Source organism: Anaeromyxobacter sp. SG17 (assembly GCF_022690695.1).
Taxonomy (GTDB): Bacteria; Myxococcota; Myxococcia; order Myxococcales; family Anaeromyxobacteraceae; genus Anaeromyxobacter; species Anaeromyxobacter soli.
In genome coordinates this window covers 40,697-64,207 of record NZ_JALCYX010000001.1, presented here as the reverse complement: position 1 = coordinate 64,207, position 23,511 = coordinate 40,697, and the positions used below count along the sequence as shown (strand labels likewise).

The following is a 23,511-nucleotide window of genomic DNA, read 5'->3' as shown; positions in this document are numbered from 1 at the left end:
ATGGACGAGACCCCGAAGACCACGCTCCGTCGGCCCAGCAGGGCGCCGCTCGTCGTCGCGATCCTCGTCGTGCTCGGCGCTGCCGGCTTCTGGGCGAGCCGGCGCTTCGGCGGGCGCACCGAGCAGACCCCGCCGGCCGCCGCGCCCGCGTCGCCGGCCGGCGAGACCTCGCCCGCGGCGTCGCCGGCAGCCCCGCCGGTGCGGGCGGCGGACCTCGGGCCGAACGTCAGCGACCCCGAGGCGCGCGCGCTCGCCGACACGGTCTCGCAGAGCGAGCTCTACCGGCGGACGCTCGCGCAGGGCGAGGTCGTCCGGCGCGCCGCCGTGCTCCTCGACAACCTCGCGGAGGGCGTCTCGCCCCGGAAGCAGCTCGACCCCCTCCGGCCGGAGCGTCCGTTCTCGGTGCAGCGGCGTGGCGCCGAGACCGTCATCGACCCGGCCTCGTACGCGCGCTACGACGCCTTCGGCGACGCGATCGCCTCGGTGGACGCCCGCGAGGCGGCGCGCGTCTACCGCTCGCTCCACGGGGTCCTCCAGCTCGCCTACCGCGCGCTCGGCTATCCGGAGGCGTCGCTCGACGACGTCACCGCGCGCGCCCTCGGCCGGCTCGCGGCGGCGCCGGTCGTCGAGGGGGACGTTCCGGTCGTCGAGCGCGAGGGCGTGTTCCTGTTCCAGGACGAGCGGCTCGAGACGGCGCCGCAGGTGGAGAAGCACCTGCTCAGGATGGGGCCGCGAAACACGCGCATCGTGCAGGGGAAGGCGCGCCAGCTCCTCGAGGCGCTCGGGATGCCCGTGCCCCCCGCGCTCGATGCGCCCTCGCCGGCGACGCGATAGGCGGGTGTGGGCTCGGCCTCGCTAGCAGTCGAGGTCGAGCAGTCGAGGTCGAGCAGTCGAGGTCGAGCAGTCGAGGTCGAGAGGTCGGGGTCGAGAGGTCGGGGTCGAGATCGATTCGACTCGCGGCGGGCTAGTCGAGCTTCGCCTCGACGAAATCGCCCGCGTCGAAGCGGTAGCGCCGCGCCTCGTCGACGCGCCCTCCCCGGACTCCGAGGACGAGGTACTCGGCGCCGGGCAGGAGCTGCTGGCCGTCCACCACCGCGTCGGCCCGGTCCTTGGCGGAGAAGTAGGCGCCGACCTCCACGTGCGAGTGCCACACGGCCACGATCTCGCCGCCGCTCGCCTCGAGCTCCTCGTGGACGCGGAGCTGGGCGCGCGGATCCATGAGGTAGCTCTCGCGGCTCGTGCGCGGGAACCTCGCGGGATCGAGCGCGTGGTAGCGGTCGGCGACGTTCGGGAGCGAGAGGGCCTCGAGCGCGTCGCCGCGGCGGACGACGAACCCGCACACCTCGCGCTCCGGGTCCGCCTCGCTGAGCTTTCGCAGGCGCGCCAGCAGCTCCGGGCCGTAGGTCACCAGGTGATCCTCCGGTCCCAGCGGCGCGGCTCGAAGTAGCGGTCGGCGCGGTCCGGCAGGACCGTCACGACGTTACCCCGCTCGCCGGCCGCCGCCATGCGCTCGGCCACCTGGAGCGCCCCGGCCACCGCGGCGCCGCTCGAGTGCCCGACGCGCAGCCCCTCCTCGCGACCCAGGCGCTCGGCCATCGCCCAGCCCTCCGCGGTGGGCATGGAGATCTTCCCGTCGAGCTCGGCCTCGTCGTAGATCGCCGGCACGATCGAGCTCTCCATGTGCTTCAGCCCCTCGAGGCCGTGGAGCGGCTCGGCGGGCTCGACCGCGTGGCAGCGCACCCCCGGCGCGAGCGCGCGCAGCCCGCGCGAGGTCCCCATCACCGTGCCGCTCGTGCCGATCCCGGCCACGAACGCGGCCACCCCGCCGTCGAGCGCCTCGGCGATCTCCACCGCGGTCCCGAGCTCGTGGGCGCGCGGGTTCTCCGGGTTCCCGTACTGGTCCGGGTAGAACCAGCGATCCGGCTCCCGCGCCACGAGCTCGCGCACCTGGCGGATGGCGCCGTCGGAGCCCTCGAGCGGATCCGAGAACACGAGCTCGGCGCCGAACGCCTGCGCGATGCGCTTGCGCGCGGCGCTCACGTTGCGCGGCATGACGAGGGCGCAGCGGACCCCGAGCGCCGCGCAGATCCAGGCGTAGGCGACGCCGGTGTTGCCGCTCGTGGAGTCGACGAGGGTGCGCCCGGGCCCGAGGCGCCCGTCCTGGAGCGCGGCCTCGATCATGCGGAGCGCGGGGCGGTCCTTGACCGAGCCGCCGGGGTTCATGAACTCGCACTTCGCGTAGAGGCGGATGCCGGGGAGCTCCGCCCCGATGCGGCGCAGCCGCACGAGCGGCGTGCTCCCGACGAGCCGCGCCACCGTCTCGACGGGCGCGGCGCCGTGGCGGAGGCCGGGCGCGGTCATCGCGCGGCCTCGCGCGCGAACCACTCCGCCGCGGAGAAGTAGCGCTCGCCGGTGTCGGGCAGCACGGTTGCGACGCGGTGGCCCGCGCCGAGCTCGCGCGCCACCCGGATCGCAGCGACGACCGCCGCGCCGCTCGAGGTGCCGACGAGGAGCCCCTCCTCCCGGGCCAGCCGGAGCTTCATCGCCCACGCCTCCTCGTCGCTCACCCGCTCGACCCGATCGTACGCGGCCGGGTCGAGCACGCGCGGGACGAAGCCCGCGCCCAGCCCCTGGATCCGCGTCGGGCCGGGAGTCCCGCCGGACAGGACGGCGCAGGCCTCGGGCTCGACCGCGACCATGAGCGTCCCGGGGCGCTCCCTCCGCAAGACCCCGGCGACGCCGGTGAGCGTCCCGCCCGTCCCGACGCCTGCGACGAAGGCGCCCAACGGCCCGCCGAGCGCGTCGAGGGCGAGGAGGAGCTCGCGCGCGGTCCCGTCGCGGTGCGCCTGCGGGTTCGCCGGGTTCTCGAACTGCTGGAGGAGGAGCGCGCCGGTCTCTCGCGAGAGCTCGCTCGCCCGCGCCACCGCGGGCGGCATGCCCGCCTCCGCGGGGGTGAGGACCAGCTCCGCCCCGTACGCCTCGAGCGCCTGCCGGTGCTCGAGGGAGGTCGAGTCCGGCATGACGAGCGTGAGCCGGTAGCCCTTCACCGCGCAGACGAGCGCGAGCCCCAGCCCGGTGTTCCCGCTCGTCGGCTCCACCACGCGCCCCCCGGGCGCGAGCCGGCCGTCGCGCTCGGCCGCCTCGATCATGGCGACCGCGATGCGGTCCTTGACCGAGCCGCCCGGGTTCATGGACTCGAGCTTCGCGAGCACCTCCGCCGCGCCGGGAGGGACCACGCGGCGGAGCTTCACGACGGGCGTGCCGCCCACGGCGTCGAGGATCGTCTCGAGCGGCGGGGCGGCGCGGGGGCGCGCGGAGGCGGGCACGGTCAGTACCGCGGCACGGTGGGGTCGATCTCCTCGCTCCAGCGGAGGATGCCGCCCTCGAGGTTCCACACGCGCTTGAACCCTGCCTCCTGGAGCTGGCGCACCGCCTTCGCGCTGCGCACGCCGCTCTTGCAGTAGAGGACCACGTCGCGCGCGCTGTCGAAGGTGCGGAGCGCGTCGGCGAAGGAGGAGAGCGGCGCGAGGCGCGCGCCCTCGATCCGGCCGATGTCCCACTCGTGCGGCTCGCGCACGTCGACGAGGTCGAGGTCGGCGCCGCCGCGCCGCCGCTCGTCGAGCTCGGCGACCGTGAGGACGGGCACGCCGGCCGTCTCGTCCTCGCCGCCGCGGATCCCGCAGAATTGCTGGTAGTCGATGAGCTCCTCGATCTCGCGCGTTCCGCAGGCGGGGCAGCGCGGGTCCTTGCGGAGCTTCACCGTGCGGAACTGCATCCCCAGCGCGTCCACGAGGAGGAGCCGCCCGACGAGCGGCTCGCCGATGCCGGCGATGAGCTTCACCGTCTCGGTCGCCTGCACGAGCCCGACGAGGCCCGGCAGGATCCCGAGCACGCCGCCCTCCGCGCAGGAGGGCACGAGCCCGGGGGGAGGCGGCTCCGGGTAGAGGCAGCGGTAGCAGGGGCCCGCGTCCGTGCAGAACACCGTGGACTGGCCCTCGAACCGGTAGATCGAGCCGTAGACGTTGGGCTTGCCGAGCAGCACGCACGCGTCGTTCACGAGGTAGCGCGTCGCGAAGTTGTCGGTGCCGTCCACCACGAGGTCGTAGTCCCGGATGATCTCGAGCGCGTTCTCGGAGGTGAGCCACGCCTCGTGCGCGACCACCTCCACGTGCGGGTTGAGATCGCGGATCCGATCGCGGGCGGACTCGACCTTCTTGCGGCCGACGTCCTTCGTGCCGTGCAGCACCTGGCGCTGCAGGTTCGTCGCGTCCACCACGTCGAACTCGACGATCCCGAGGGTGCCGACGCCCGCGGCGGCGAGGTAGAGCCCGATGGGCGAGCCGAGGCCGCCCGCGCCCACCATGAGCACGCGCGCCGCCTTGAGGCGGCGCTGACCCTCGACGCCGACCTCCGGGATGATGAGGTGGCGGCTGTAGCGGAGGATCTCCTCCTGCGACAGCGGCGGGAGCTCCTGTGCGGTGCGGCCGATGGACATCTCGCTAGCCTCCTGCGATGGCGGGGACGACCACGATCTCGGCGCCGTCCGGCACGGGCGTCGCGAAGCCCTGCTGGAACCGGATGTCCTCGTCGTCCAGGTAGAAGATGACGTAAGGGTACGGCTCGCCCTTCGCATCGCGAAGCCGGGGGCCGAGCTCGGGAAAGCGGCCCGCGAGGTCGCCGACGACCTCTCCGACGGTGGCGCCGCGCGCCTCGTGGACGGTCTTTCCGCCGGCGGCCTTCGCGAGCACGGCGGGGAGCCTCAAGGTGATGGGCATCTTCGTCTCTCCTCGGATCAGGCGTCCACGAGCGCCGCGACCTCGCGGAGCTTCGCTGAGATGACCGGCGTCTCCGGCAGGGCGGGGACGACGGCGTCGATGGTCTTGAGACCGTTTCCGGTGATGCAGAGCACGAGCTCGTCCTGCGCGCGCAGCTTACCCTCGCGCGCGAGCTTCAGCGCTGCGGCGACGGTGACCCCGCCGGCGGTCTCGGTGAAGACGCCGGTGGTCTCGGCGAGGAGGCGGATGCCGCGCACGAGCTCCTCGTCGGTGACCGCCGCCGCCGCGCCGCCCGAGGCGCGGATCGCCCTCGCCGCGAAGGGCCCGTCCGCCGGGTTCCCGATGGCGATCGAGCGGGCGATGGTGCGGGGGACCACGGGCTCGATCGCCTCGCCGCCCTTCTCGAACAGGTTCACGATGGGCGCGCACCCGGCGGCCTGCGCCCCGTACATCCGCGGCAGCGGCCCGTCCACGAGGTGGGCGCCGGCGAGCTCGTGGAAGCCCTTGTCGAGCTTCGTCACGAGCGAGCCGCCCGCCATCGGGGCGATGACCGCGTCGGGCAGCCGCCAGCCGAGCTGCTCCGCGATCTCGAAGGCCATGGTCTTCGAGCCCTCGCCGTAGTAGCTGCGCAGGTTCAGGTTCACGAGCCCCCAGCCGAAGCGATCCGCCACCTGGGCGCAGAGCCGGTTCACGTCGTCGTACGTGCCGCGCACGCGCACGAGGCGCGGGCCGTAGACGGCGGTGCCCACGATCTTCGCGAGCTCGAGGTCCTCGGGGATGAAGATCCAGGCGGCGAGCCCGGCGCGCGCCGCCTGCGCGGCGACGGCGTTCGCGAGGTTGCCGGTGGACGCGCAGCCGACCGTGTCGAGGCCGAGCCCCGCCGCGGCGTTCAGCGCCACCGCCACCACCCGGTCCTTGAACGACTGGGTCGGGTGGGAGACCGCGTCGTTCTTCACGAGCGCGCGCCGCACGCCGAGCGCGCGGGCGAGCGCCGGCGCGTCCACGAGCGGCGTGAAGCCGGTGTCGAGCGAGAGGACGGGCTCGCCGAGGATGGGGAGCCACTCGCGGTAACGCCAGATCGAGCGGGGCCGCGCCTCGATCTGCCAGCGCGTGGGCAGGACGCGGTCGCTCTCGTACGCCGGCTCGAGGGGCCCGACGCACTCCTCGCACACCGCCACGGGGCGAGGCTCGAAGCGCGCGCCGCAGCGGCGGCAGACGAGGGGGGACAGCTCCGGACGGTGCGGATCCGCTGAAGCGGACGCCGCGCGGGGCGCGGCCGCGAGGGACGAGGACATGCTGGAGACTTCCTTCTCCCTCGCCGGACGGCACTGCAGGCAGCCGGGGAGGGGCTTTTTAGCGGTTGGTTTAACGTGGCCGCAATACGCCGCAAATCGCCACGGACTCCGATCGCCGCGGCTGCGGCGATCGGTGGTCATCCTATTTAGCGGACGAGCCTCCCGTCAAGCGGAGGATCTCCATTTTCAGGCGGCGCACTCGCCCGCCTGGGTCTCGGGGCTGAAGTCGTCGCTCGCCCCGGGCTCGACGAAGTCCTCCGGCGCGGCGTCCTCGAGCCTGAGCGCCTCGAGCGGAGCGACGACGGCCTTCACGCGATCGAGCGCGCGGGAGAAGAACGGCCCGGCGGCCTCGCCCTCGCGCCGCTCGGCGAGGTACAGCGCCGTGAGCCGCTCCACGGCCTCGGGGACGCGCCGCGCGGGCACCTTGCCCGCCAGCTTCCCGAACGTCGCGACGCCGTCCTCCGCGCCCCCGCCGACGAGCACGAAGTACTGCGGGACCGCCCGGCCGCCGAGCTTTCGCGCGCTCCCCTGCAGGCCGATGGCGGCGAGGTGGTGCTGGCTGCAGCCGTTCGGGCAGCCGGAGACGTGGACCGGCAGCGCGGCGGCGAGGCCGGGCGCGCCGAGCCGCTGCCGGACGCGCTCCTCGACGAGCCGCGCGATCCCGCGGGTGCGCGTCACGGCGAGGCGGCACACGTCCGCGCCGGGGCAGGCGACGACGTCCGCGGCGCTCCGCGCGCCGTCGCGCCCGAGCCCCGCCGCGGCGAGCCGCGCGAACAGGGCGGGGACCTCGTCGGACGGCACCCAGCGCACCAGGACCTTGCCGTCGCTCGCGAAGCGGACGGCGCCGTCGCCGTGCGCGAGCGCGAGGTCCGCGAGCACCTCGAGCTGCGCGGCGGTGACGTCTCCCTGCGGGAGCGACACGGTGACCGCGGAGAAGCCGGGCTGGCGCTGGGGCCGGACGTTCGTCGCGCGGAACGCGGCGAGCGCCGCGGGCGACGGCGCGAGCACGGGCAGGACCGCCGGCGGCTCGCCGGGGCCGCGGGGCGGCGCCGCGGCGACGCGCGCGGAGATCTCCGCGGCGGTGGGAGGCTCCGGACGCGCGTGCGCGGGCGGCGGGGCGTCCGCCGGCGCGGCGTCGGGATCGAACGGGAGCCGCGGGGCGCCCTCGGCCCGCACGCGCGCGAGCTCCTCCTCGACGAGCGCGCGGAAGGGCTCGAACCCGAGCGACCGGACGAGGAACTTGAGCCGGTTGCGCTGCTTGTTCACCCGGTCGCCGCGGGCGTGGAACACGCGGACGATCGCCTCGGCGAGCGCGAGGAGCTCCGACGCGGGCAGGAAGTCGACGAGCGGCGCGCCGGAGGTGCACAGGGACGCCGTCCCGCCCGCGACCGTCACCGAGAAGCCGCGCACGGTCCGCCCGCCCTCGGTCCGCACGCGCGCGCGGAAGCCGAGGTCGTGGATGGCCGTCGCGACGTGGTCCTCGGCGCAGCCCTCGAAGGCGATCTTGAACTTGCGCGGCAGCGCGTTCGCGAGCGGGTGGCGCAGGAAGTGGCGCGTCGCCGCCTCGGCGTAGGGCGTCACGTCGAAGAGCTCGTCCGGCGAGACGCCGGCGAGGGGGCAGGCGACCACGTTGCGGACCGCGTTGCCGCCCGCGCCGGAGGTGGTGACGCCGTCCGCCGCGAGCCGGCGGAGCGCGGGCTCGAGGTCCGCCGGCCGCACGAAGTGCACCTGGAAGTTCTGGCGGGTCGTCACGTGCCCGTAGCCGCGCGAGAAGCGCGCCGCGACGTCGGCGAGCGCGCGGAGCTGCGCGGCGGAGGTCGCGCCCTGCGGCAGCTTGATGCGCAGCATGTGCAGGCCGTCCTGCCGCTGCGAGTAGGCGCCGCGCACCACGCGGTAGGCGCGCCAGGCGTCGGCGTCGATCTCACCGCGCTCGAAGCGGCCGAGCGTCTCGACGAAGGCGTCGATCTCGCGGTCGTCCGCGAAGGTCTCCCGGACGGGCGGGGTGGGCTCTGAGGGGCGGGACATGCGGCTCCTTTCAGGCGCTCTGCGCGGGCGCGAGCGGTTCGTGGTCACGCGCGTCGGCGCGCGAGGAGGTGAGCTGCAGGGCGGCGACGGCGCCGATGACGAGGGTGCCGGGGAGCTCCGGGTGATCGGGCAGCGCGGCGTGGCGCAGCCCCGCGAGCGTGCCCTTCCAGGCGAACGCGTCGGGGGACGACGCGCCGAGGACGATCGCGGCGGGCGTCTCCCGATCCCACCCGCGCGAGAGGAGCCGGGTCGCGATCCGCTCGCGCGCGCCGATCCCCATGAGGACGACGAGCGTGAGCGAGGTCTCGGCGCCCATCCGATCCAGGATCGGCCCGTAGGTCCGCTCGTCGTGCCCCGCGATCACCGCGAAGCCGGCCGCGAGCCCGCGGTGCGTCACCGGGATGCCGGCCAGCGCGGGCGCGGCGATGGCGGACGACACCCCGGGTACGACCTCGAACGGCACGCCCGCGGCGGCGAGCGCGCGCGCCTCCTCGCCGCCCCGCCCGAAGACGAACGGGTCGCCGCACTTGAGCCGGACGACGCGCTTGCCCTGCCGCGCGGCGCCCACGAGGAGCCGCTCGATCGCGCGCTGCGACACGCTGGGGCGGCCGGCGCGCTTCCCGACCTGGAAGCAGTGCGCGCGCGGCGCGAGCCTCAGCACGTCGGCGTCCACGAGCGCGTCGTAGAGGACGACCTCCGCCTCGGCGAGCCGGTCGGCGGCGCGCCGGGTGAGGAGGCCCGGATCGCCGGGCCCCGCGCCGACGAGCGACACCAGGCCCGGCGGCGTCGGCGCGGCGGCGCCGGGGGAGGGCGCGCGCGCGTACAGGGAGTTCAGCTTCTCGAGCAGGAGCGGGCGGCGGGTGGCGAGCGGCACGCGGGCGCGCTTCCAGCCCTCGCGCTCCGCCTCGGCGGTGTCCACCCAGGACGCGAGGTCGCGCGGCAGGAGCGCGTCGAGCGCCTCGCGCAGCAGCCCGGCGAGGGCAGGGGCGCGCCCGCCCGTGGAGATCGCCACCGTGGCGTCGCCCCGCCGGACGACGCCGGCGGTGTACGCGGTCGCGGTCTCCGGATCGTCGACCGCGTTCACGAGCAGGCGCCGCGCCTCGGCGGCCTCCGCGACCTCGCGGTTCACCGCCGGCGTCGCGGCGGCGACGGCGAGCCAGGCCGCGTCGAGATCCGCGGGCCGGAACGGCCGGCGGTGCACCGCCGCGGCGCCCGCGGCGACGTCGTCGCGCACCTCCGGCGCGACCACCGTCACGCGCGCGCCGGCCTCGGCGAGCTGCCGGACGCGCAGGGCCGCCATCGCCCCGCCGCCCACGACCACGACCTCGCGGCCGGCGAGCTTCACGAACAGCGGGACGAGGGGCGCGGTCACAGCACCCCCCACTGGCGCACGTACTCGAGGAACACCTGGAACTCCCGATCGCGGAACCCGAGCGCGAGGAGGTGGCGCTTCGCGTCGCCGGCCTCGACCGTGGTGGACTCGGCGACGATGCGAGCGCGCTCGCGGCGGACTTCGAACCCACGCGCCGCGAGCGCGTCGGCGAGCGCGCCGGACCGCGGCGCGCGGGCGTCCACGGTGACGCGGGTGACGTGGTCGACCATCGCGGCCTCCTACTTCACCGCGTCCCAGTAGGACGCGAACACGGAGGTGGAGAGCCAGTAGCCGAGCGGGACGTTCACGAGGACGCCGAGCGCGAACGCGGCGAACGGGCGCCAGCCGAACCGGGTCAGCTCGCGAAAGCGGGTCGTGAAGCCGATCGAGAGGAACGTCCAGGTGAACGCCCAGCCGCGCAGGTTCTTGAGGGGCCCGATCGCCTCCTTGGAGAACTGCGTCCCGATCTTCGAGTCGACGGAGGCGAGCACGACCGTCACGGCGAGCGAGGCGACGAGGAACCCGAGGATGAACTTGGGGAAGCGCTGCCAGATCTCGGCCGGGCGGACCCGCTCCGCCTCGGCGGCGCCCTTCCGCTCCCAGCGCGTGACCGACAGGAAGGCCACCACGAGCGCCCACACCCCCACGAACATGTCGCGCCCGACCACCTTCATGAGCGTGAACGTCTTGATGGCGCGCTCGTCGCCGAGGGTGGCGGCGGCGGCGAAGCCCGCGGCGTCGGCGAACTCCGAGGTGCCGATCCAGGCGCCGGCCTGGCCGGGGCCGAGGCCGAGGTGCCGGGCCCCGACGGGGAGGAGGAAGATCATCGCGACGGCCCAGAGGATCACCATCGAGATCGCCACAGAGACGTGGCTCTTCTCCGCGCGGCACGCGCCGCCGATGGCGATGGCCGCCGACACGCCGCAGATCGAGCCGCCCGCGCCGAGCGTGGCGCCGAAGCGCGGATCGAGGCCGAACAGCCGGGTCGCGGCGAGGTAGATCGCGGCGAAGGTCGTCACGGCCACGATCGTCGCCTGCAGGATGGCGAGCGGGCCGGCCTGGAGGATGATCGTGAACGGCAGCGTCGCGCCCATGAGCACGATGCCGACCTTGACGTAGAACTCGGTGCGGAGCGCCGACTGGAACCAGCGCGGCAGCGCGACGGCGTTCCCGAGCACCATGCCGACCACGAGCGCGAGGAGGGGCGGCTCGAGCTGCCAGGCCTTCAGGACCTCGTTCGAGCCGAGGATCGCGACCACGATCGAGAACACGAACAGCACGCCGAACCCGGCGGCGTACTTCGCGACGTCCCAGCCGATCACCGCCGAGGCGGCGCCGAAGAGCGCGAGGAAGACGCCGAAGAGCACGAGGGGCGAGGCCGGGTTCGCCTGCAGCGTCGCGAGCACCTTCCCGGCGTCCGACCAGGCGGGGAAGGAGAGCGCCGCCGTCGAGACGAGCCGCGTCGCGCCGAGGAAGAAGGCGGAGGTGACGGCGAGCACGATCCCGAGCGCGATCAGGATCGCCCAGGTGTCCTCGCGGCGGTGCCAGGGGAGCGTGGAGGGAGGAGCGGCGGACATGGGAGTTCCTCGTGCGGTGCGCAGGGCTTCGCCAGGGACGCGCCGTCCGGCAGCCCGTGACGGCCGGCGCGTCTACTCGAACGGGGTGAAGGAGCTCGCCGGCGCTCAGCCGCGCATTCGCGCGGGAGGCGCCGGCCGGCGACACATGCATCGCCGGTGGAGCGTCCGACGCGCGGCGGAGCGGGAGGAGGCGGGGAGGGCGCGCATCGTGTGCGAATCCTAGATGACGGACGAAACTCCTGTCAAGCGGACAACGGATGAGTGTCCGACTTAACGGACGAGCGCAGCCGGTTCCCCCCGGAGCCCGTTCCGCGCCGTGACGGGGTCTCCTCGCCGGGGTTGAGCGCCACTATCTCGTTCTGTCGAGGAGGCGGTCATGACGAGGCGTGCACCGGTCGCAGTGCTCACGTTCTGGGCGCTCGCCGCGCCGGCCGGGGCGGAGGTGCCGGCTCCGGCGACCGCCGATGCCGCCGGAGCGTGCGCGCTTCATTCGCCCCAGGCGACCGCGTCGAGCGCCGCGTGCGTGGCCTGCCACCCGCGCGGGCGCGAAGGCCATACGCACCCCGTGGACTTCTCGTACGCGCAGGCCCAGGCGGGTCGCTCGTCCGCGCTGCGCGATCCCGCAGAGGTCGCCCGCCGGCAGATCCGGCTGCCCGAGGGGGAGGTGCGGTGCGCGACCTGTCACGACGCCGACTCGCCCTGGGCCGCCCACGTCGCGCTCCCGCCCGGCGCCGAGGCGCGGCTCGCGCCCGATCCTCGCGCCGTCCTCCCCGGAGAGGACGCGGGCAAGGCGCAGGCACGGCGGCCCCGGCCGGGCGAGGCGGTGGCCACCCGACCGCTGTGCGTCGGGTGTCACGTGTACTGACGGCGGGCTTCGCTCGCCTGTTCGTCGTCCGATGCTGCGCGCGCCTTCGCCTCGCGGCGGGTTGCGGCGCCTCCGGGCGCGGCGCTAAGGTCCGCGCCGAGCATGGACTACGACGCCGATCGCGCGCCCGAGCCGCGCGCCTGGAAGGACGTCCCGCAGGAGGAGCGCCTGCGCGCGGTCGAGGCGCACCACCACGCGCTCTCCCGACCGCACCCGCCGATGCCGAAGCCGCGCGTCCACGCAGCGCTCCACCTCGTGGTGGAGGACCAGCTCGCCTCGGGCGAGCCGCCGCAGGCGCGCGGCGCGGTCGAGCGGCTCGTGGCCGGCGGCCTCACGCGCCACGAGGCGCTGCACGTGGTGGGGCGCGTGGCGGCGGACGCGCTCGACGCCGCGCTCAAGGGCGGCCGCTTCGACGCCGCCGCCTACGCCCGCGCGCTCGACGCCCTGCAGCCGCCGGCGCCGGCGCGGTAGCGGCCAGCCATGTTCGAACGGGGGCGGCGCCCCCGCCCCGCCGACGGCTGACCGCCGTCGTCGGGGACCCCACCCCTGCTCGCCGGGTCCCGGGCGCCGCCGCGAGCGGCTTCGCCGCTTCGCCGGCGTCGCCCCGGCGGGCTCGCTTCGCTCGCCTGTTCGCGGATCGTGATCGGCCGTTCAGGCCATGAGCGCGCCGCCGCTCACCGGCACGTACACGCCGGTGAGGAAGCGCCCGTGCTCGGACGCCACCATCAGCACCGCGCCCGCGACGTCCTCGGGCACCCCGATCCGGCGGAGCGGCGTCATCCGGGCCATCGCCTCCTTCTGGGCGGCCGGCTGATGAGCGGTCGCGTCGGTGTCGGTGAGCCCAGGCGCGACGGCGTTCACGCGGACGCCGTGGGGCCCCAGCTCGAGCGCGAGCCCGCGGACGAAGGCGTCGAGCCCGGCCTTGGCGGTGCTGTGGGCGCAGAAGCCCGGGCCGGGGTGGCGGGACAGGCCGCTCGAGATCGCCACGATGCAGCCGGACCCGCGGGCGATCATGCCGGGGGCGACCGCCTGGCAGCAGTGGAACGCCGCGCCCAGCTCACCGTCGAGCTTCGCCTGGAAGTCCGCCCAGCGGTACTCGACGAACGGGCGGATGGGGAACGAGATCGACGCGTTCACCACGAGCGTGTCGATGGGGCCGAGCGCCGCCTCCGCCTCCGCGACCATCCCCGCGACCTGCCCGGGATCGCGCACGTCGGCCCGCACCGCGACCGCCCGCCCGTCCGCGGCGCGGATCTCGTCCACGACGGCGCGCGCCGCCTCCTCGCTCTGGAACCAGTTGACGGCCACGGCGGCGCCGTGGCGCGCGAGGAGCTTCGCGGTCGCCGCGCCGATGCCGCGGCTCGCGCCCGTCACGAGGGCGACGCGTCTCTTCATCATGGGTGACCTCCGGTGCGAGGGAGAAGGGCCGAGGCGAGCCTAGACGAGCGATCGGGATTTTGGAAACGGTCCGCGAGCGAGGCGAGCCCGCCGGGGCGACCCGCGCATCGCGGCGGGGCCGCGAACGGTCGTCCAGCGCGGCGCCGCACCGTTGCGGATCGGCGCCGGCCGCGATAGACCGGCGGCCGTGATCCGGCTCCTCATCGTGTGCGCGGGCGGCGCGCTCGGCAGCGGCGCGCGCTACCTCGTCTCGACCTGGGCGGCGCGCGCGCTCGGCGCCGACTTCCCGCGCGGTACGCTCATCGTGAACGTCGTGGGCTCGTTCCTGCTCGCGCTGCTCATGGGGCTCGCGGGGGCGCGGGAGGGGATCTCGCCGGAGGTGCGGCTCTTCCTCGGGGCGGGGATCCTCGGCGGCTTCACGACCTACTCGTCGTTCAACTACGAGACGCTCGCCCTCCTCGAGCGCGGCCCGGCGCACGCGCTCGCGAACGTCGCCCTCACGCTCCTGGGGTGCCTCGCCGCGGGGTTCGTGGGCCTCCTCGCCGCGCGCACGCTCGGGTGAGCTCGCGCCCGGCTCGCCCGGGCGTCGCACGCTCGCCGGATGCGCCCGGGGTGCCCCCGTGCACACGCTTAGCTCCGGGGAAGTACCCGGAGCCGCGGCCAGGATCGCCGGCCGGCGACGGTGCGGGCGGGCGCACGCGGCGGGAGGGGGCCATGCAAAGGAAGCTCTTGGCGGCCACGCTCGCGGCGCTCGTCGCCGCGACCGCGGAGGGGCAGGCCGAGTCTCAACAGCAATCCGCCGCGGCGCCGCAGCAGTCGGCGGCACCTCAGGCCGTCGCGCCGCAGCAGCAGGCCGCCGCGCCGCAGCAGCAGGCCGCCGCGCCGCAGCAGCAGGCCGCCGCGCCGCAGCAGCAGGCCGCCGCGCCACAGCAGCAGGCCCCTGCGCCGCAGGCCGTCACGCCGCAGCAGCAGGCCCCTGCGCCACAGCAGGCCCCTGCGCCGCAGCAGCCGACGGCGTCCGCGGCGCCGGCCGGGCAGCCTCGCGTGGCTCCCCCCGGCCGCACGCTCGCCGATTCGTGCGTCGAGCTGCTGAACGGGCGTGTGGAGTCCGGGGTGGACGTCACGGCGCTCCGCGCGAGCTGCGAGGGGCTCGTGCGCCAGGGCGGGACGGTCGCACCCGGTGTCGGCACGGCGACCCCGCCGCCCGGCGAGAGCATCCCCACCGGCTTCACGCAGCCTCCGAGCGAGTTCCGGGAGCGGCGCGTCGGCATGGGGATGACCTCCCGGGGAGCGGTGGACAACACCGTCGTCACGAACCCGCTCGGCTGGTTCAGCGGGCTCGGCGTCAACGCCACCTACATCCGGCCCTTCCCGTGGGAGCACGCGTCGTGGCTCGTCTCGGCGCGGTACTCGCGCACGAACGCCTCGAACGGAAACGTGAGCTCCTTCGGGCTCGGGAGCGGCGCCGACCTGTTCGTCTTCGGGCGCAACAACGAGGGGCTCCGCATCGGGCCGCGCATCGACCTCAGCTTCGGACGCGAGACCGTCCAGGGCTCCTCGAACTTCGCGCGCGTCGGGGTGGCCGCGGAGATCGGCTTCAACATGATCCACGCGAGCGGCTTCACCTCCAGCGTGGGCGGCGGGTGGGGCGCCCGGCTCGCGGGGGACGCGCAGGACGAGAACTTCACGAGCTACACCGGCGGCGAGGACGGGCCCTACCTGAAGCTCGGCATGGGGTACAGCTGGTGAAGGGGGAGGCGGCGCCGCCTCCCCCCGCGACGCCGCCCGCTCCTCGCGTCCTCCGCTCGGCCCGCCGCGGCGGGCGCGCTCAGCAGCTGATCGCCGCGCCCCTGCGCGCGTACCACCACGCGGTCGCGGCGACGGCGAGGGCGTAGTACGCGACGAGGCCGACGATCGCCGCGCCCGGCCCGCCGGTGAGCGCGACCGAGGTCCCGAACGCCTTCGGGACGAAGAAGGCGCCGTACGCGGCCACCGCCGACGCGAACCCCGCCACCGCGGCGGACTCCGTGGCGGCCGCGCGGCGCGCCGCCGCCAGCGCGGCGGGGGAGGCGCCCGCGGGCGCGCGGTTCAGGGCCGCGAAGATCGCCGGGATCATGCGGTAGGTGGAGCCGTTCCCCACCCCCGTCGCGGCGAAGAGGAGCACGAACGCGCCGAGGAACGGGGCGAAGTGGCCCGCCGCGCCGCCGCGGGGCAGGAACGAGAGCACGGCGAGCGCGAGCCCGGCCATGACGAGGAAGTTCCAGAGCGTCACGCGCGCGCCGCCGACGCGATCGGCGAGCCACCCGCCCACCGGCCGGAACAGCGCGCCCACGAGCGGGCCGAGGAACGCGTAGCGCACGGGGTCCACGCCGGGGAACGACCCCTTCACGAGCAGCGGCAGCGCGGCCGAGAAGCCGATGAACGAGCCGAAGGATCCCAGGTAGAGGGCCGAGACGATCCAGGTGTGCCGCTTGCGGAAGATGCGCGCCTGCTCCCGGAACGAGGCCCGCGCGCTCGCGACGTCGTCCATGCCGAGCCAGGCGAGCGCCGTCGCGAGGAGGATGAAGGGCACCCACACGAAGCCGGCGTTCTGCAGCCACAGGTGCTGCTCCACGCCGTTCTTCACCGCGACCTGGGGCGCGCCGCCCAGGGCGCCGAACACGCCGGCGGTGATGGCGAAGGGCACGAGGAGCTGCATCCCGGACACGCCCAGGTTCCCGAGGCCGCCGTTGAGGCCGAGCGCGGTGCCCTTCCTCGCGCCCGGGAAGAAGAAGCCGATGTTCGCCATGCTCGAGGCGAAGTTCGCGCCGCCGAGGCCGGCGAGGAGGGCGAGGACGAGCAGCACGGGGTAGGGCGTCGTGGGGTCCTGCACCGCGAGGCCGATGCCGATCGCGGGGACGAGCAGCGAGGCGGTGGTGATCGTCGTCCACAGGCGCCCGCCGAACAGCTGGACCGCGAACGAGTAGAAGATCCGGAGCGTGGCCCCGGAGAGCCCCGGCAGCGCGGCGAGCCAGAAGAGCTGGCCGGTGTCGAGCGCGAAGCCCACGTCGGGCAGCCGGACCACGACGACGCTCCAGACCATCCACACGCAGAACGCGAGGAAGAGCGCGAAGATCGAGATCCAGAGGTTGCGCCGGGCGGTCGCCTCGCCGCTCCGCGCCCACGCCGCCGCGTCCTCCGGGTCCCACACCGAGAGCACCTGCGGCTCGAGCGCGCGGGAGCGCAGCACCGCGGCGGCGGGCCGGGGCAGGTCCACGCCGGCGGGGGCGCGCGCCCAGACCGTGCGGCCGCGGACGCCGCCGGCGAAGCGCAGCGGGAACGAGACGACGTGGGCGAGGCGCGAGAACGGGATGAGCGCCACGAGCACGAACGCGAGCACCGCGTGGAGCTTCACCGGCGTCGGCAGCACGGCCGCGAAGGCCGGATCCGGCGAGAGGGTGAAGAGCGAGCGCAGCCACGGGGCGGCCGTGTGCAGGTACCAGATCGAGCCCCAGCGCAGCGAGAGCGTCACGTACAGGCCGAGCCCGACCTGCAGGACGAGGAGCGCGAGGACCACGACGTCCATGGCGCTCGTGACGGCGCGCACGCGGGGCAGGGCGAGCCGCCGCCAGAGGAGGAGCGCGCCGGCGGCGAGCGCCCAGGCGCCGAGCGCGAGGCCCGTCACCTCGAGGAGGTGCAGCCGCGCCGGGTCGCCGAGCACGCGGCCCATCGTGCGCGGGGCGAGCGCCGCGAAGGCGTGCGCGGAGAGGATGGCGAGGATCGCGACGTGCCACGGGACCGCGCCGAAGTGGAGGAGGCGCGACTCGAGGAGCTGCGAGGAGCGCGCGGAGATGGGGGCGCCCGCCCCCGCGTGGCGGAGGACGAGCCCGGCCGCGGCGAGGGCGACGGCGACGTACGGGACGACGGCGAAGAGGACGAGGTCCGTCATGGTCCGGCCTCCTGGGGCGCGACGGGCGGGCCGGCCGGCGCGGGCAGCGCGGCGGCGAGCGCCTCGAGGGCGGCCCGGTACGGGTGGTCGTGGTCGAGCGCGGCGGCCGCGCGGCGGGCGGCGGGCGCGAGGACGAGCGCGGCGACGTCGTCGGCCTCGCCGCCCTCCGGCGCCTCCGCGACGTAGCGGAGGAGCTCGGCGAAGTGGTCGGGCACCTCGCTCGCGCGGGGGAGGCCCGCCTCCGCGCGCAGCGCCGCGAGGTGGGCGAGGAGGGCGTTCCGCCGGGGCCCCTCGCCGCAGAGGTGGATCCCGGCGTACGGGCTCACCGCGGGGCGGAGATCGAAGGTGGCCGTGTAGAGCTCCTCCGCGCCGCCCGGGCCGAGCAGCGCGAGCCGGTCGGCGAGCCTGTCGAGCGCGGCGCCGATCCCGCCCGGGAGGTGGCTCGCGTGGGCGCGCAGCCGGCCGGGGAGCGCGTCGTCGGGGTAGGACAGGAGGTCGGCGAACGCGCGCGCCGCCTCGCGCGAGAGCGCGGGCGCGGTCACGGTACCCTCGCGCGCAGCCCGGCGAGGCCCTGCAGGCCGACGAGCTGCTCGGTCTCGGCCTCGCGCCCGCCGGGCGGCCGCACCACGCGCTCGCGGAGCGTGGGGTACACGGTGAGCCGGTGGAGCGCGTCCGCCACCTCGGGCGTGAGCCCGGCCGTGCGGAGCGCCTCGGCCGCGTCCGCCTCGCTGACGTCGCCCACCGTGGCCGCGCGGCGGCGGGTGCGCACCGCGACGAGCCGCCTGAGCGCGGACCGGACGACCTCGTCGTTGCCCGCCGCGAACATCGCCGCGAGGTAGCGGACCGGGATGCGCTGGGCGTCGGCCGGGGTGAGGGCCGCGCCGTCAGCGGCGCCGGTCCGCACCGGCGAGAGCGGCGGCACGTAGAAGACCATGGGCAGCGTGCGGAACTCGGGGTGGAGCGGCAGCGCCACCTCCCACTGCCGCACGAACCGATCGGCGGGCGAGCGCCGCGCGGCGTCGAGGGTCGCGTCGGAGATCCCGCTCCGCCGCGCCGCCGCGACGACCTCCGGGTCGGCGGGGTCGAGCAGCGCGGCGCGCTGCGCGGCGACGAGATCGTGCTCCGGCGCGCGCGCGGCGCGCAGGGCCGCCTCCGCGTCGTAGAGCAGGACGCCCTGGTAGCGGATCCTCCCGACGCACGCCTGGAAGCAGGCGGGGGGCTCGCCGCTCTCGACGCGCGGGTAGCAGCCGATGCACTTCTCCGACTTCCCCTCAGACCACGAGTGGAACGTCTTCTTGTACGGGCAGGCCGGGACGCACATGCGCCACCCGCGGCAGGCCTCCCGGTCGATGAGCACGATCCCGTCCTCGCCGCGCTTGTAGATGGCGCCGGACGGGCAGGCCGCGGCGCAGGCCGGGTTGAGGCAGTGGTTGCAGGTGCGGGGCAGGTGGAAGAAGACGAGCCCCTCGAGCGCGAGGAGCGCCTCGCGCTCCGCCGGCTCGAGCGCGGCGAGGTTGGGATCCGCGGCGGCGTGCACGCTCGAGCCGGCGAGGTCGTCGTCCCAGTTCGGTCCGGCGCTCGGGTCGATCGGCAGGCCCGTCACGGCCGACACCGGCCGCGCGGTGGGCAGGTCGTCCGAGGCCTTCGCCTGGAACAGGTCCTCGTAGCGGTACGTCCACGGCTCGTACTGGTCGTCGAGCGTGGGGAGGCGCGGGGCCTGGAACAGGTGCTCGAGGATGCTGCCGCGGCCGCCGAGGCGGAGCCGGAGCTCGCCGTCCTCCACCACGAACCCGCCGCGGTGGCGCTCCTGGTCTTCCCAAAGCGCGGGGTAGCCCGTCCCGGGCCGCGTCTCGACGTTGTTCCACCACATGTGCTCGGAGCCCCGCCGGTCGGTCCACAGGTTCTTGCAGACCACCGAGCAGGTATGACAGCCGATGCACTTGTCGAGGTGGAACACCGACGCGAGCTGCGCGCGCACTTCCATCGTCATGGCCGTCTCCAGTTGAACGGGCGCCCCGGCGGGCTCGCTTCGCTCGTTGAACGTTGCCGTGCCATCGCGGTCGTCAGTACTCCGGCGCGCGCTCGAGCCTGCGCACGAGCGCGTAAGCGTCGCGGTTCGTCCCGGTGGGACCCCAGTAGTTGAAGCCGTACGAGATCTGCCCGTAGGCGCCGAGCATGAGCGTGGGCTTGAGCCGGATGCGCATGAGCGAGTTGTGCACGCCCGCGCGGCGGCCCCCGCGCGCGGGCGTCCGCGGCGTGGCGATCGTCCGCTCGGGCGCGTGGTACTGCATCGCGATGCCGCGCGGCACGCGCGCGCTCACCACCGCCTTCGTCACCACGGCGCCGTGGTCGTTCACGACCTCGACCCAGTCGCCGTCGCGGATCCCGCACCCGGCGGCGTCGCGGTCGTTGAGCCAGAGCGGGTGGAGCCCGCGCGAGAGGGTGAGCATGCGCACGGTGTCGCCGTAGGTCGAGTGGATGCTCCACTTTCCGTGCGGGGTGATGAAGTTCACCTTCAGCGCCGGCCCGTCCGCCTGCGTGGCGTCGAGGTCCTGCAGCAGCGCCGGATCGAGCTTCGGCTTGTAGGTGGGGAGCCCCTCGCCGGCGGCGAGGAAGCCGGGGTGGTCGAGGTAGAGGTGCGCGCGCCCGGTGAGCGTCCGCCAGGGGACGAGCCGCTCGACGTTGAGCGTGTACGCCGCGTAGGGCCGGCCGTCGTTCACGATCCCGGACCAGCACGGGCTCGTCAGCACGCGGCGCGGCTGGGCCGCGAGGTCCTCGAAGGTGGTGCGCACCCCGCGCGTGCCCTCGGCGAGGTCCGCGAGCGGGAGGCCGACCTTCTTCTCCTCCTCGTGGAAGGCGCGCCAGGCGACCTCGCCGTTCGTCTCGGGCGCGAGGTGGAGCACCACGTTCGCGGCGTCGCGGGCCGTCGCGACCGACGGGTAGGTCTTCCCGCCGAACGCGACGGTGGGCCGCTCGCGCAGGAGCTCGTCGTAGAGGTCGGCGATGGGCCAGCCGAGGCCGTGGGCGCCGATGCCCTGCTCGCGGGCGAGCGGCCCGAGCGCGCGGAAGCGCTCGGCGAGGTGCGCGTAGTCGCGCTCGACGATCGCCAGCGCCGGGGCGTTGCGGCCGGGCACGAGCGGCGCGGCGCCGTCGGCCCAGTCCGGCGCCTCGGGATCGCCCATCTCCGCGGGCGTGTCGTGCGCGATCGCGGTCGCGACCACGTCGAGCACGGGGGAGGGGAGGTGCGCCTTCGCGAGCGCCGTGACCGCGTCGGCGAGGGCCGCGAAGGCGTCGAAGTCGCTCTTCGCCTCCCAGCAGGGCGGGACCGCCGCCTGCATCGGGTGGACGAAGGAGTGGAGGTCGGTCGAGGAGAGGTCGTCCTTCTCGTACGAGGTCGCCGCCGGCAGGACCACGTCGGCGAGGAGCCCGGTGGTGGTCATGCGGAAGTCGAGCGCGACCACGAGGTCGAGCTTCCCCTCCGGCGCGGGGCGCACCACCGCCTCGCGCGCGCCCTCCGGCGACTCCTCCGCGATCGAGAGCGCCTTCACGCCGAGGTAGTGGCGCAGGAAGTACTCGTGGCCCTTGGCGCTCGAGGAGAGCGCGTTGCCGCGCCAGGCGAGGAGCACCCGCGGCCAGGCCTCGGGCGCGTCGGGATCCTCCACCGCGAGCCGCACGCGCTTCTCCTCCAGCGCGCGCGCCACGTGGGCGGTCATGGCCTTCGGCTCCGCCCCGCCGGCCTCGGCCGCCTCGCGCGCGACCTCGAGCGAGCTCCGGTCGAACTGAGGGTAGAACGGGAGCCAGCCGCGCCGCACCGCGCGGATCTGGTGGTCCATCGCGTGGGGACGATCGCCGCGCGAGGCGGGATCGAGCCGGCCCTCGCGCTCGGCGTGCTCGTAGCGCCACTGGTCGGAGTGGACGTAGTGGAACGAGGGCGCGTTCTGGAAGCGCGGCGGCTTCGCCCAGTCGAGCGCGCCCGCGAGCGTGGCCCACGGCGCCACCGGCGCGAGCTTCTCCTGGCCGACGTAGTGGTTGAGGCCGGCGCCGTTCTTGCCGACACAGCCGCACAGCATGAGCGTCGTGAGCGCGGCGCGGTAGGCGAGGTCCGCGTGGTACCAGTGGTTCACGCCGGCGCCGATGATGACGGAGCAACGCCCGCCGGTGCGCTCCGCCGTGTCCGCCCACTCGCGCGCGAGCCTCACGACCTGCGCGCGGTCCACGCCGGTGTACCGCTCCTGCCAGGCGGGGGTGAACGGCGCCTCCGCGTCGTCGTAGCTCGCCGGGTACTCGCCCGCGAGGCCGCGCCCCACCCCGTGCTGCGCGAAGAGCAGATCCTGCACGGTCGCGACCGCCACCCGGCCGGCGTCCGTCTCGACGAACCGCACCGGCACCCCGCGCCGCCACACCCGGTCCGTGCCGAAGTCGGGCACCTCGAGCGCGACCACCGCGTCGTGGCGCTCGAGGAACGACAGCACCGGGTCGATGGGCGAGCCGTCCTGCCCGTCCTCGAGCTTCAGGTTCCACTGCCCCTTGCGCGCCTGCCAGCGGAAGCCGAGCGTGCCCTGCGGCATGCGCGGGGCGTCGGCGGCGCGATCCCAGACCAGGAACTTGAACCCTCCGTGCTCCTCGCCGCGGTAGCGGCCGAGGGCCTCCGCGCGGAGCATGCGCCCGGGCGCGGCGACGCCGTCCTTCACGTCGAGCGCGACGAGGAACGGCGCGTCGGTGTAGCGGGTGAGGAAGTCGCGGAACGCCGGCACCTCGCGCTGGGCGTGGACCTCCGAGAGCAGCACGTGGTTCACCGCGCAGAGCAGCGCGCCGTCCTGCCCGGCGTGCGCGGGGATCCACCAGTCGGACTGGCGGCAGGTGGGGTTGAAGTCGGGCGAGAGCACGACGACCTTCGCCCCGTCGTGGCGCGCCTCCGCGAGGAAGTGCGCGTCGGGCGTGCGCGTCACCGCCACGTTCGAGCCGAGCACGAGCACGTACTTGCTGTTGAACCAGTCGGCGCTCTCCGCGACGTCGGTCTGCTCGCCGAACACCTCCGGCGAGGCGTTCGGGAGGTCGCAGTACCAGTCGTAGAACGAGAGGTTCACGCCGCCGAGCAGCTGGAGGAAGCGGGAGCCCGCGGCGAACGAGAGCATCGACATGGCCGGGATGGGCGAGAAGCCGATGACGCGGTCCGGGCCCCAGCGCTTCACGGTGTGGACGATGGAGGCCGCGACGATCTCGACCGCCTCCTGCCAGCTCGCGCGGCGGAAGCCGCCCTTGCCCCGCGCCGCCTGCAGCACGGCGCGGCGCGCCGGGTCGGCCATGAGCGCGCCGAAGGCCGCGACCGGATCGGCGTCCGCCGCCCTGGCCGCGCGCCACGCGTCGAGGAGGGCGCCGCGCACGTAGGGGGTCTTCACGCGGAGCGGAGAGTAGAGGTAGGTCGAGTAGCACGCGCCGCGCTGGCAGCCGCGCGGCTCGTAGGGCGGCACGCCCTCGAGGGCGGGGTAGTCGGTCGCCTGGGTCTCGAAGGCGACGATCCCCTCCTTCACGTGCACGTTCCAGGAGCAGCTCCCGGTGCAGTTCACGCCGTGGGTCGAGCGCACGGACCGGTCGTGCTGGTGCCGGTCGCGCCACAGCCGCTCCCAGCGGCGCGAGGAGGGGTCGAGGACGTCACGCAGGAAGCTCATCGGGAACCCCCCTCGGCCCGGCGGGCGCGCGCGAGCGCGGCCGAGACGGGCGGCATGCGGCGGCGGAACAGGACGGCGAGGAGCGCGAAGATCGCCGCGGCGACGAGGCCCGCCTCGAGGAGCAGGCGCCCGAGCGCGCCTCCCGAGGGAGGCGGCGCCGCGCGCGCCTCGAGCAGGAACGCGGCGAGGTCGCCGCGCTCGCGCGCGGTGAGGGCGTGGCCGCGGTAGATGGGCTCCATGCTCGGGAACGGCACGTCCTCGAGCGCGGCCGCGAGCGTCTCCGCGTCGTAGGTCTCCGCCGCGGCCGAGAGGTCCGGCCCGAAGCTCGCGCTGAAGGCGAGCCCGTGCCCCGCGAGCCCGTGGCAGGCGAGGCACGGCGCGCCGCCGTTCGCGAGCGGCGTCGTCCCCACGTAGAGCGCCTCGCCCTGGCGCGGGTCGGCGGCGGCGCCGGCCAGGCCGGGGGTGAGCGCGGCGGCGAGGACGAGCGCGCCGCACAGGCGATCGATGGGAGGCATCGCTTGCTCCTCGGGTGCGGGTCGGTGCTGGTTGACCCGAAGTTGCCATTGCTGGTTAGCGCAGGAATTGCCGAGACCGGAAGAGTTTCCGT

Annotated in this window: 21 protein-coding genes and 1 riboswitch; of the genes, 5 read left to right on the top strand and 16 right to left on the bottom strand. The window is 75.2% G+C overall.

Annotation, left to right across the window (positions count from 1 at the left end; all coding sequences use genetic code 11):
* Positions 1-834, top strand: coding sequence for a DUF3014 domain-containing protein (locus MNY60_RS00320; protein ID WP_242338301.1), 834 nt, complete (start codon positions 1-3; stop codon positions 832-834).
* 130 nt (positions 835-964) lie between these two features.
* Here the strand turns inward: MNY60_RS00320 and MNY60_RS00315 are convergent, their stop codons facing one another.
* From MNY60_RS00315 to MNY60_RS00270, 10 genes are all read right to left on the bottom strand, one after another.
* Positions 965-1,408 carry a Mov34/MPN/PAD-1 family protein gene (locus MNY60_RS00315; RefSeq protein ID WP_242338303.1) on the bottom strand — a complete coding sequence of 148 codons (444 nt, stop codon included), beginning with the start codon at positions 1,406-1,408 and terminating at the stop codon, positions 965-967.
* Positions 1,405-2,361, bottom strand: a complete 957-nt coding sequence (locus tag MNY60_RS00310) for a PLP-dependent cysteine synthase family protein (protein ID WP_242338305.1) — start codon at positions 2,359-2,361, stop codon at positions 1,405-1,407. Before MNY60_RS00310 ends, MNY60_RS00315 begins: the two co-directional genes overlap by 4 nt.
* Positions 2,358-3,326, bottom strand: a complete 969-nt coding sequence (gene cysK / locus MNY60_RS00305) for a cysteine synthase A (protein WP_242338307.1) — start codon at positions 3,324-3,326, stop codon at positions 2,358-2,360. The genes MNY60_RS00310 and cysK overlap by 4 nt, the downstream gene beginning before the upstream one ends.
* A 2-nt stretch (positions 3,327-3,328) precedes the next feature.
* Entirely contained in the window at positions 3,329-4,495 is a 1,167-nt protein-coding gene (gene moeB / locus MNY60_RS00300) for a molybdopterin-synthase adenylyltransferase MoeB (RefSeq protein WP_242338309.1), read from the bottom strand.
* 4 nt (positions 4,496-4,499) lie between these two features.
* On the bottom strand, positions 4,500-4,775 hold the full coding sequence (locus tag MNY60_RS00295) for a MoaD/ThiS family protein (protein WP_242338311.1): 276 nt from the start codon (positions 4,773-4,775) through the stop codon (positions 4,500-4,502).
* A gap of 17 nt (positions 4,776-4,792) precedes the next feature.
* Positions 4,793-6,070: a threonine synthase gene (gene thrC, locus MNY60_RS00290; RefSeq protein ID WP_242338313.1), complete on the bottom strand. Its 1,278-nt coding sequence runs from the start codon at positions 6,068-6,070 to the stop codon at positions 4,793-4,795.
* A gap of 37 nt (positions 6,071-6,107) precedes the next feature.
* Positions 6,108-6,183: riboswitch (SAM riboswitch) on the bottom strand.
* Between the two features lie 73 nt (positions 6,184-6,256).
* Complete coding sequence (locus MNY60_RS00285) at positions 6,257-8,095, bottom strand: nitrite/sulfite reductase (protein ID WP_242359821.1); 1,839 nt, start codon at positions 8,093-8,095, stop codon at positions 6,257-6,259.
* A 10-nt stretch (positions 8,096-8,105) separates the two neighbouring features.
* The gene (gene cobA, locus MNY60_RS00280; RefSeq protein WP_242337860.1) at positions 8,106-9,467 is read right to left on the bottom strand and encodes a uroporphyrinogen-III C-methyltransferase; all 1,362 of its coding nucleotides are present in this window, start codon (positions 9,465-9,467) and stop codon (positions 8,106-8,108) included.
* Positions 9,464-9,697: a hypothetical protein gene (locus MNY60_RS00275; protein WP_242337858.1), complete on the bottom strand. Its 234-nt coding sequence runs from the start codon at positions 9,695-9,697 to the stop codon at positions 9,464-9,466. Before MNY60_RS00275 ends, cobA begins: the two co-directional genes overlap by 4 nt.
* Before the next feature lie 9 nt (positions 9,698-9,706).
* Complete coding sequence (locus MNY60_RS00270) at positions 9,707-11,044, bottom strand: YeiH family protein (RefSeq protein ID WP_242337856.1); 1,338 nt, start codon at positions 11,042-11,044, stop codon at positions 9,707-9,709.
* 376 nt (positions 11,045-11,420) lie between these two features.
* On the opposite strand from MNY60_RS00270, the gene MNY60_RS00265 reads away from it, so the two are divergent.
* Positions 11,421-11,909, top strand: a complete 489-nt coding sequence (locus MNY60_RS00265; RefSeq protein ID WP_242337854.1) for a hypothetical protein — start codon at positions 11,421-11,423, stop codon at positions 11,907-11,909.
* A gap of 102 nt (positions 11,910-12,011) precedes the next feature.
* The gene (locus MNY60_RS00260; protein ID WP_242337852.1) at positions 12,012-12,380 is read left to right on the top strand and encodes a DUF1841 family protein; all 369 of its coding nucleotides are present in this window, start codon (positions 12,012-12,014) and stop codon (positions 12,378-12,380) included.
* A 180-nt stretch (positions 12,381-12,560) separates the two neighbouring features.
* Here the strand turns inward: MNY60_RS00260 and MNY60_RS00255 are convergent, their stop codons facing one another.
* Positions 12,561-13,307, bottom strand: a complete 747-nt coding sequence (locus tag MNY60_RS00255) for an SDR family NAD(P)-dependent oxidoreductase (RefSeq protein WP_242337850.1) — start codon at positions 13,305-13,307, stop codon at positions 12,561-12,563.
* 187 nt (positions 13,308-13,494) lie between these two features.
* On the opposite strand from MNY60_RS00255, the gene crcB reads away from it, so the two are divergent.
* Both crcB and MNY60_RS00245 read left to right on the top strand, forming a co-directional pair.
* Positions 13,495-13,869, top strand: a complete 375-nt coding sequence (gene crcB / locus MNY60_RS00250) for a fluoride efflux transporter CrcB (RefSeq protein ID WP_242337848.1) — start codon at positions 13,495-13,497, stop codon at positions 13,867-13,869.
* Positions 13,870-14,021: 152 nt separating this feature from the next.
* Positions 14,022-15,056 (top strand): hypothetical protein, encoded by a 1,035-nt coding sequence (locus tag MNY60_RS00245; RefSeq protein WP_242359820.1) that lies wholly within the window; start codon positions 14,022-14,024, stop codon positions 15,054-15,056.
* A 79-nt stretch (positions 15,057-15,135) separates the two neighbouring features.
* Here the strand turns inward: MNY60_RS00245 and narI are convergent, their stop codons facing one another.
* The 5 genes from narI to MNY60_RS00215 all read right to left on the bottom strand — a co-directional run bounded on the left by narI (position 15,136) and on the right by MNY60_RS00215 (position 23,419).
* On the bottom strand, positions 15,136-17,235 hold the full coding sequence (gene narI, locus MNY60_RS00240; protein ID WP_277956786.1) for a respiratory nitrate reductase subunit gamma: 2,100 nt from the start codon (positions 17,233-17,235) through the stop codon (positions 15,136-15,138).
* Positions 17,232-17,777 (bottom strand): molecular chaperone TorD family protein, encoded by a 546-nt coding sequence (locus tag MNY60_RS00230; RefSeq protein ID WP_242359819.1) that lies wholly within the window; start codon positions 17,775-17,777, stop codon positions 17,232-17,234. The genes narI and MNY60_RS00230 overlap by 4 nt, the downstream gene beginning before the upstream one ends.
* Positions 17,774-19,225, bottom strand: coding sequence for a nitrate reductase subunit beta (narH, locus tag MNY60_RS00225; RefSeq protein WP_277956785.1), 1,452 nt, complete (start codon positions 19,223-19,225; stop codon positions 17,774-17,776). The genes MNY60_RS00230 and narH overlap by 4 nt, the downstream gene beginning before the upstream one ends.
* A gap of 73 nt (positions 19,226-19,298) precedes the next feature.
* Entirely contained in the window at positions 19,299-22,904 is a 3,606-nt protein-coding gene (locus MNY60_RS00220) for a nitrate reductase subunit alpha (RefSeq protein ID WP_242337842.1), read from the bottom strand.
* Positions 22,901-23,419, bottom strand: coding sequence for a hypothetical protein (locus tag MNY60_RS00215; protein ID WP_242337840.1), 519 nt, complete (start codon positions 23,417-23,419; stop codon positions 22,901-22,903). The genes MNY60_RS00220 and MNY60_RS00215 overlap by 4 nt, the downstream gene beginning before the upstream one ends.
* Positions 23,420-23,511 lie beyond the last annotated feature (92 nt).